The organism is Aquidulcibacter sp. (genome assembly GCF_049239865.1).
Taxonomy (GTDB): Bacteria; Pseudomonadota; Alphaproteobacteria; order Caulobacterales; family Aquidulcibacteraceae; genus Aquidulcibacter.
On sequence record NZ_JBMLTR010000126.1, the window covers coordinates 1 to 5833 of the forward strand.

Consider the following 5833-nt stretch of genomic DNA (forward strand, 5'->3'; position numbering starts at 1 on the left):
ATTTGCGGAGAAAACACCATGAGCGACACCCAACTGCACGGCCTTGAATTGCGGTCCACCGTTACGTCTGAGGGACAATTGATCCTCAATCTCGAACCGGTCACCATGGATGAGCCAGGCCCGGATGAAGTGATCGTTCAGGTCGAGGCTTCGCCCATCAATCCGTCAGATCTGGGTCTCTTGCTTGGCCCTGCCGACATGGCGACTTTGGTAGCCAGCGGCACGCCGGAGCGGCCTGTTTTGACCGCAACCATCCCCCCTGCCCGCATGGGGATGATGAAGCCGCGCTTGGACGCGTCCATGGCAGTCGGCAATGAAGGCGCAGGCACGGTCGTCCGCGCCGGGGCCAATGTTGCTGGCATGCTGGGCAAGAAAGTCGGCATGTTTGGCGGCTCGATGTATGCCACCTACCGGAAGCTCTTGGCCCGTGATTGTTCGCCTCTGCCAGAAGGCGCAACCTCTGCCGATGGCGCTTCGATGTTTGTGAACCCGCTAACGGCGCTTGCCATGGTTGAGACGATGAAACGTGAAGGCCATGTTGCCCTCGTGCACACCGCCGCTGCCTCTAATCTTGGCCAAATGCTCAACAAAATCTGCCTCGCCGATGATGTGCTCTTGGTCAATATCGTCCGCAGTGCCGAACAAGCACAAATCTTGAAAGACATTGGCGCGAAATATGTGGTGGATTCCACGTCGGAAACCTTCCAAGCGGATCTGACAGACGCCGTCACCGAGACCAAAGCCACCATCGCCTTTGACGCCATTGGCGGGGGGCGTCTGGCCAATTCGATCTTGCATGCGATGGAAGCCGCAGCCAATCGCAACGCGAAGGAATATAGCCGCTACGGCTCTTCCACCTTCAAGCAAGTCTATATTTATGGCGGACTTGATTTGCGCCCGACCGAACTGGACCGTGGCTTTGGCCTGTCGTGGAGTGTGAGTGGCTTCTTATTGACGCCCTTCCTGCAAAAGATCGGCCTCGAAGCAGCCCTTGGCTTGCGCCAACGTGTGGCACGCGAACTGACCACCACCTTCGCCAGCCATTACACTTCAACCCTGTCCTTGGCCGAGGCACTGCATCCCGATCATGCGCGCGCCTATGCCCGCAAAGCGACGGGGGAAAAGTATCTGATCAATCCTAGTCTTTAGGCCTTAAACCTTAGGCTTTGGGCGGGGCCGTACTGGCGCGTTCGACCAAGGAACCCGGAACCAGATAGGGCTGTTCGCTGGGCGAGGTTGCTTGATGGATCAACAGTTCGACTGCCTTGGAGAAGGTGGCTGCAATGGGCTGATCAATCGCCGTCAATTGCGGCGTCGTGAACCGCACGACCGGGGTATTGTCAAAGCTAATGAGCGAGAGGTCCTGTGGCACCAAGAGATTGCGCTCATTGGCAATATCCAAAGTCGCCAAGGCCATCTGGTCATTGCTGGCAATGATCGCCGTGGGGGCTGGCGTGAGGTTGAGAAGCGCTGTCGCAGCCTCCCGCCCACTCTCATAGCTAAAGTCGCCCTGTACGCATAAGTCAGCGTCCGATAACCCAGCTTGCGCCATTGCTTGACGCCATCCATCGACGCGCCAATGCGAGAGATTATAGTCCAGCGCACCGGCGATAAAGCCGATCCGCTTGTGACCGAGCCCAATCAAGTGCTGGGTGGCTTGAGCCGCTGATCCCGCATCCCCCATATGGATCGCAAAGCCGCTGCCCGGTGTCAAAGATCCAATCCGCGCAAACGGGATATTTCGCTGATCCAACAGATTGGTGATCAGCGGGTTTTCGGAGTGTGGTGGCGTTAAGATGATGCCGTCGGGCTGTAAGGCTGCGATGGTGCCGCTGAGTTCGCGTTCAACATGATCATTATGCGTGTCAACCAGCTCGAAAATCATCCGATAGCCATGTTCGGCGCTGGTCAACATGCCACCCAATAGCATTTGGTCGACCCAGTCTGCGCCTCTGCGTGCACGCCATTCAGCGATCGTCCGCTCTCGGTCGTTGATGACTAGAATAAGGTAGGAGCGCGAGCCACTCATGCGCTGGGCGGCGATGGAGGGAACATAATGCAGCTTCTCAATCGAAGCCTGCACCCGCGCCTTCATTTCAGGGCGTACATTGGGTTCATTATTGATGACGCGGCTGACGGTCTGCAGGGAGACACCCGCATCGGCTGCGACATGGGAGATGGTGACCGATTGATTGCGGCGGCCCATAAGCTAGCCCCTCCACACCTGGCACAAACCAGATTTTTGGCCAATCGCGGCTTCAAATAGCGATGGAAGAATATCGGCGCGCAAGAAAACAACTTTCATTGGAACCGTCACGATGTTGATATCCCGACATTAATTCCGAGTACTAGACCTAACCGTTTAACTAGAGACAATCAAAAGATATATCAATCATACACAGAAATTTGATTGTTCCGTCGAACGCTAGACTGACGTTGCTTGAAGAGGAAGCAACTTTCAATCGATTGCATGCCAAAGACCTAACGGCGTCTTCAGGCACGGCGCGAAAAGCGAGCCTTGGGGGTTAATCCAAGGCTCGCTCTCACCAGATAGATTAGAATTCTACCCGTGCCATCACGGTGAAGCGTCGGTCGTTGCGGAAGGCCGAACGCGTCACCCGTGTGCCTTTGAAGTCAATCACCTGACTGGTCTGGGTGACTTCGTCGAGCAAGTTTACGCCTTGGATCCCGAACTTCACACGTGGGCTCCACGTGTAGAAGATCGACCCGTCAAGCTGACCTGTCTCCTCGCCATAAATTGGCGAGAAGGGGAAGATCACGTCGCGCGGAGTCTGCAAGAACTCTGACCGCCAGTTATAGGCCAAGCGCATCGCAATTGGGCCTCGTTCATAGAAGCCAACCGCATTGATCGTGTGCTCGGAGACACCGGCCAGAGGCGTCGAACCCGCAAACGGGCTCTGCTCTGCGCCGAGGTTCGAGTTGCTGAAGTCACCGGCATCCACATAGGTATAGGTGAATTGGGCACCCAAGCCGCTCAACAAGCCCGGCAAGAAGTCATAGGTCTGCTGATAGGAAAGCTCGACGCCCTTCAAGGTGCCGCCATCGCTATTGACCGGACCATTGACCAGAATATCGCCGTTGACACCTTTTGGACTGGTGAAGCGGCGGACCGAGGCCCCGCCATTCACAATGCCTTGGATGTCCTTCATGAAGGCCGAAACTGAGACATAACCCACTTTGGCAAAATACCATTCGTAGGACAGGTCATAATTCCAGGATTCGATCGGACGTAGCAAACGGTTACCTGTGCCAATCTGGAAGAGCGGCCCTGTTGCCAGAGTACCGCCCGCTTTCAGGCTGGCCGTATTGTCGGAAATGCCGCCACCTGTGGCGAAGGCATTTAGGTCTGGGCGTGAAATCCCTTTCGACGCGGCAAACCGGACCAGCATGCCATTGCCAAAGTCTGCCTTGGCATTGAAGCTTGGCAAGACATGGTCGAACTTAATGTCGGCGCTATCGTCCAGCTTTTCACCGGTAAAGAAGGCCCCAAACTCTGCCAAACGTGTGGATGACAGACTGCAATAGCCTGGCGCAACCTGACCTGCTTGAACATTGGCACATGCCTTTTGCAACTCAGCAACACTTACGATCCCGTCGCCATTGCCACCGACATTGACGCCGTTGACGATGTTGACGTTATCGAAGAATTCGCCGGTCGGAAGTTGGATATTGCCAGCGCTTTGGACCGTGGTCTGCACATAGCGCAGGCCAATGTTACCGGTAATCTTAAAGTCGCTGGAAAATTCCTTGCCGAAGTCCACGCGGGCAAAGGCGGCCGAGGTCAATTCTTCAACGTCCGAGATTTCACCTGGAGTCCAAGGGCCACCTGCGACATTGTTGTTGCGGGCAGAGATTGGGAACCAAGCGTTCGGGGTCAGGGTGTAAGCGGTGATCGCATTAGCCTGCTTGCGGATTTCGCCGCTCAGATAGTCGCGAACCGTATTATCGCCGCCGAAGAAGAAGGCAGAGCCATCACCCAGGGGCACAGGCACATTGCCGCGCTGGAAGTTGTCGCCAAATGGATTGCGAATGGCGGACGAGCCTGGGAAGTCCTTGGCGTAAGCGCCACCGCAGCCGAAGGCTTGGAAGTCACCGCAGTTCCAGTTGCCACCGCGACCGGTCCAAGGTGCACCTAAATTGCCCCAGTTGGAGAAGTTGGCATTGCGGGTGATGCGCGAGCGATCACTCCAACGCGCACCAAAGCGCACGCCCTTGAAGAAGCCATCTTCCTTCAAGTCATATTCGCCGTCGAGACGAACGCTGGTCATCTCGCCTTCGTTATAGACTTGGTTGTCCAGCAAGAACCAATAGAAGGTCTTGGATGGATCAGTGAAATAGCTGGCGGGCGAGTTTGCCGAACCGGGCTGCAGGAACTGCACGATCGGCGTGTCACCCGTATTGTCGATATAGACATCGCTATAGGTCTGCATCGCCGAGATGAAGCCATTCTCGGTTCGGTCCGAGGCGATGTGCTGAGCTTCAAAGTTGAAGCGCATGCGATCGGTTGGGTTGAACTTCAAGGTGAAGGACACATCTTCCGTCGAGGCTTGATCTTCGCGTTGGAAGCGCAAGAGTTCAGTTGGGATACCGCGACCGCCCGTAAATGGCTGAAGCTGGGTCAATGTGCCCTTGGCAAACTGATTGCCGGCAAACGTTGCCGTCGTGCCAGGTGCCACAACAGGGAACAAAGCATCGTCATTGACCAGAGCCAAAGCCGAGAATTCTTCCAAGGTCGCTTCGGTGGTTGCTTTCAAATATTCAAGCGTGGCCAACCAGCGCTTGTCATTGCTTTCCCACTGACCCACGATCGAGATCGCATCGCGGTCGCGCGTCAGGTCGGTGGTGCGCACGCCTGCGCCCTTAGGCACAAACACGGCATTGGTTGGTGGGAAGTTGGATGCGTTGAAGGCCTGGCCGCCACTGAAACCGCCCGAACCCACCGCACGAACGCGGATACAAGCCGAAGTTAGTGAAGCATCGCGGTAGCAAGGGTCGGTGATTTGCGACGCGTCGGTCTTGGTTACCAATTGCGATTGGGCATAGGCCAATTGCACACCAAAGGTGCCGACTTCGGTTTCATAGGTATTGGAACCCAAGAAGGAGAAGCCAGGCGACCATTTCTTTGCCATGTCGCCGTAATTGCTTTCAATCGTGCCAGCGAAGCGTGGGCCCTTTTTGTCGAGCGGCTTGCGGGTAACGAGATTGACGGTGCCGGAGATGCCGCCGTCAATCATATCTGCCGTGGCATTCTTAAACACTTCGACGCGGCCCAAAAGCTCTGGCGAAACGTCATTGAAGGAAAGTTCGCGGCCACCGTTGGCGGAGAAGATATCGCGGCCATTCAACTCAGAGCGCACATAGGGCAGACCGCGGATGATGACGCCCGAACCTTCGACCGAGAAGCGGTCTGGGTCATTGCGCTGCTCAAAGCGGGAGATATTGATGCCGGGAATGCGTTGCAGCGCTTCTGCCACCGAACGGTCTGGCAAGGCACCAATGTCTTCAGCGGTCACCACATCGACGAAGGTGTCGAGGTTGCGCTTGATCGACTGCGCATTTTGCAACGAACGGCGGAAGCCGGTCACAACGATCACTTCGGCAGGTGCCTCAGCTTCTTGGGTGGCAGGGGGTGCGGCGTCTGCTGGCTTAGCCGGTTGTGGTGCCGTCTGCGCAAAAGCAGGCTGAGAAACCAGCGCCAAAAGGGCGAGACTGGATGCGGTGGTCAAAGCGGTGAAACGCCGTGACCGAGACGTGGCGGTGCCTGCGTTGAGTTGATAGGCCAAATTTTCCTCCCCTGACTCCCTTCTTTTTT

General features: G+C 56.2%; 3 protein-coding genes. 1 reads left to right on the top strand and 2 read right to left on the bottom strand.

The genetic code is table 11. The features are described 5' to 3' along the window. On the top strand, positions 1-1149 hold a 1149-nt coding region (locus ACOVRA_RS08745), incomplete at its 5' end, for a zinc-binding dehydrogenase (RefSeq protein WP_421719951.1). Positions 1150-1159: 10 nt separating this feature from the next. Here ACOVRA_RS08745 and ACOVRA_RS08750 read toward each other — a convergent pair. Together ACOVRA_RS08750 and ACOVRA_RS08755 are read right to left on the bottom strand one after the other, a co-directional pair. Beyond that, complete coding sequence (locus ACOVRA_RS08750) at positions 1160-2206, bottom strand: LacI family DNA-binding transcriptional regulator (RefSeq protein ID WP_421719952.1); 1047 nt, start codon at positions 2204-2206, stop codon at positions 1160-1162. Between the two features lie 349 nt (positions 2207-2555). Next, positions 2556-5833: TonB-dependent receptor (locus tag ACOVRA_RS08755; protein WP_421719953.1), on the bottom strand; the 3278-nt coding region annotated here is incomplete at its 5' end.

Excerpts from the sequence above, each read along its gene's own strand:
- ACOVRA_RS08750 (WP_421719952.1), bottom strand. The coding sequence starts at position 2,206 with ATGGGCCGCCGCAATCAATCGGTCACCATCTCCCATGTCGCAGCCGAT.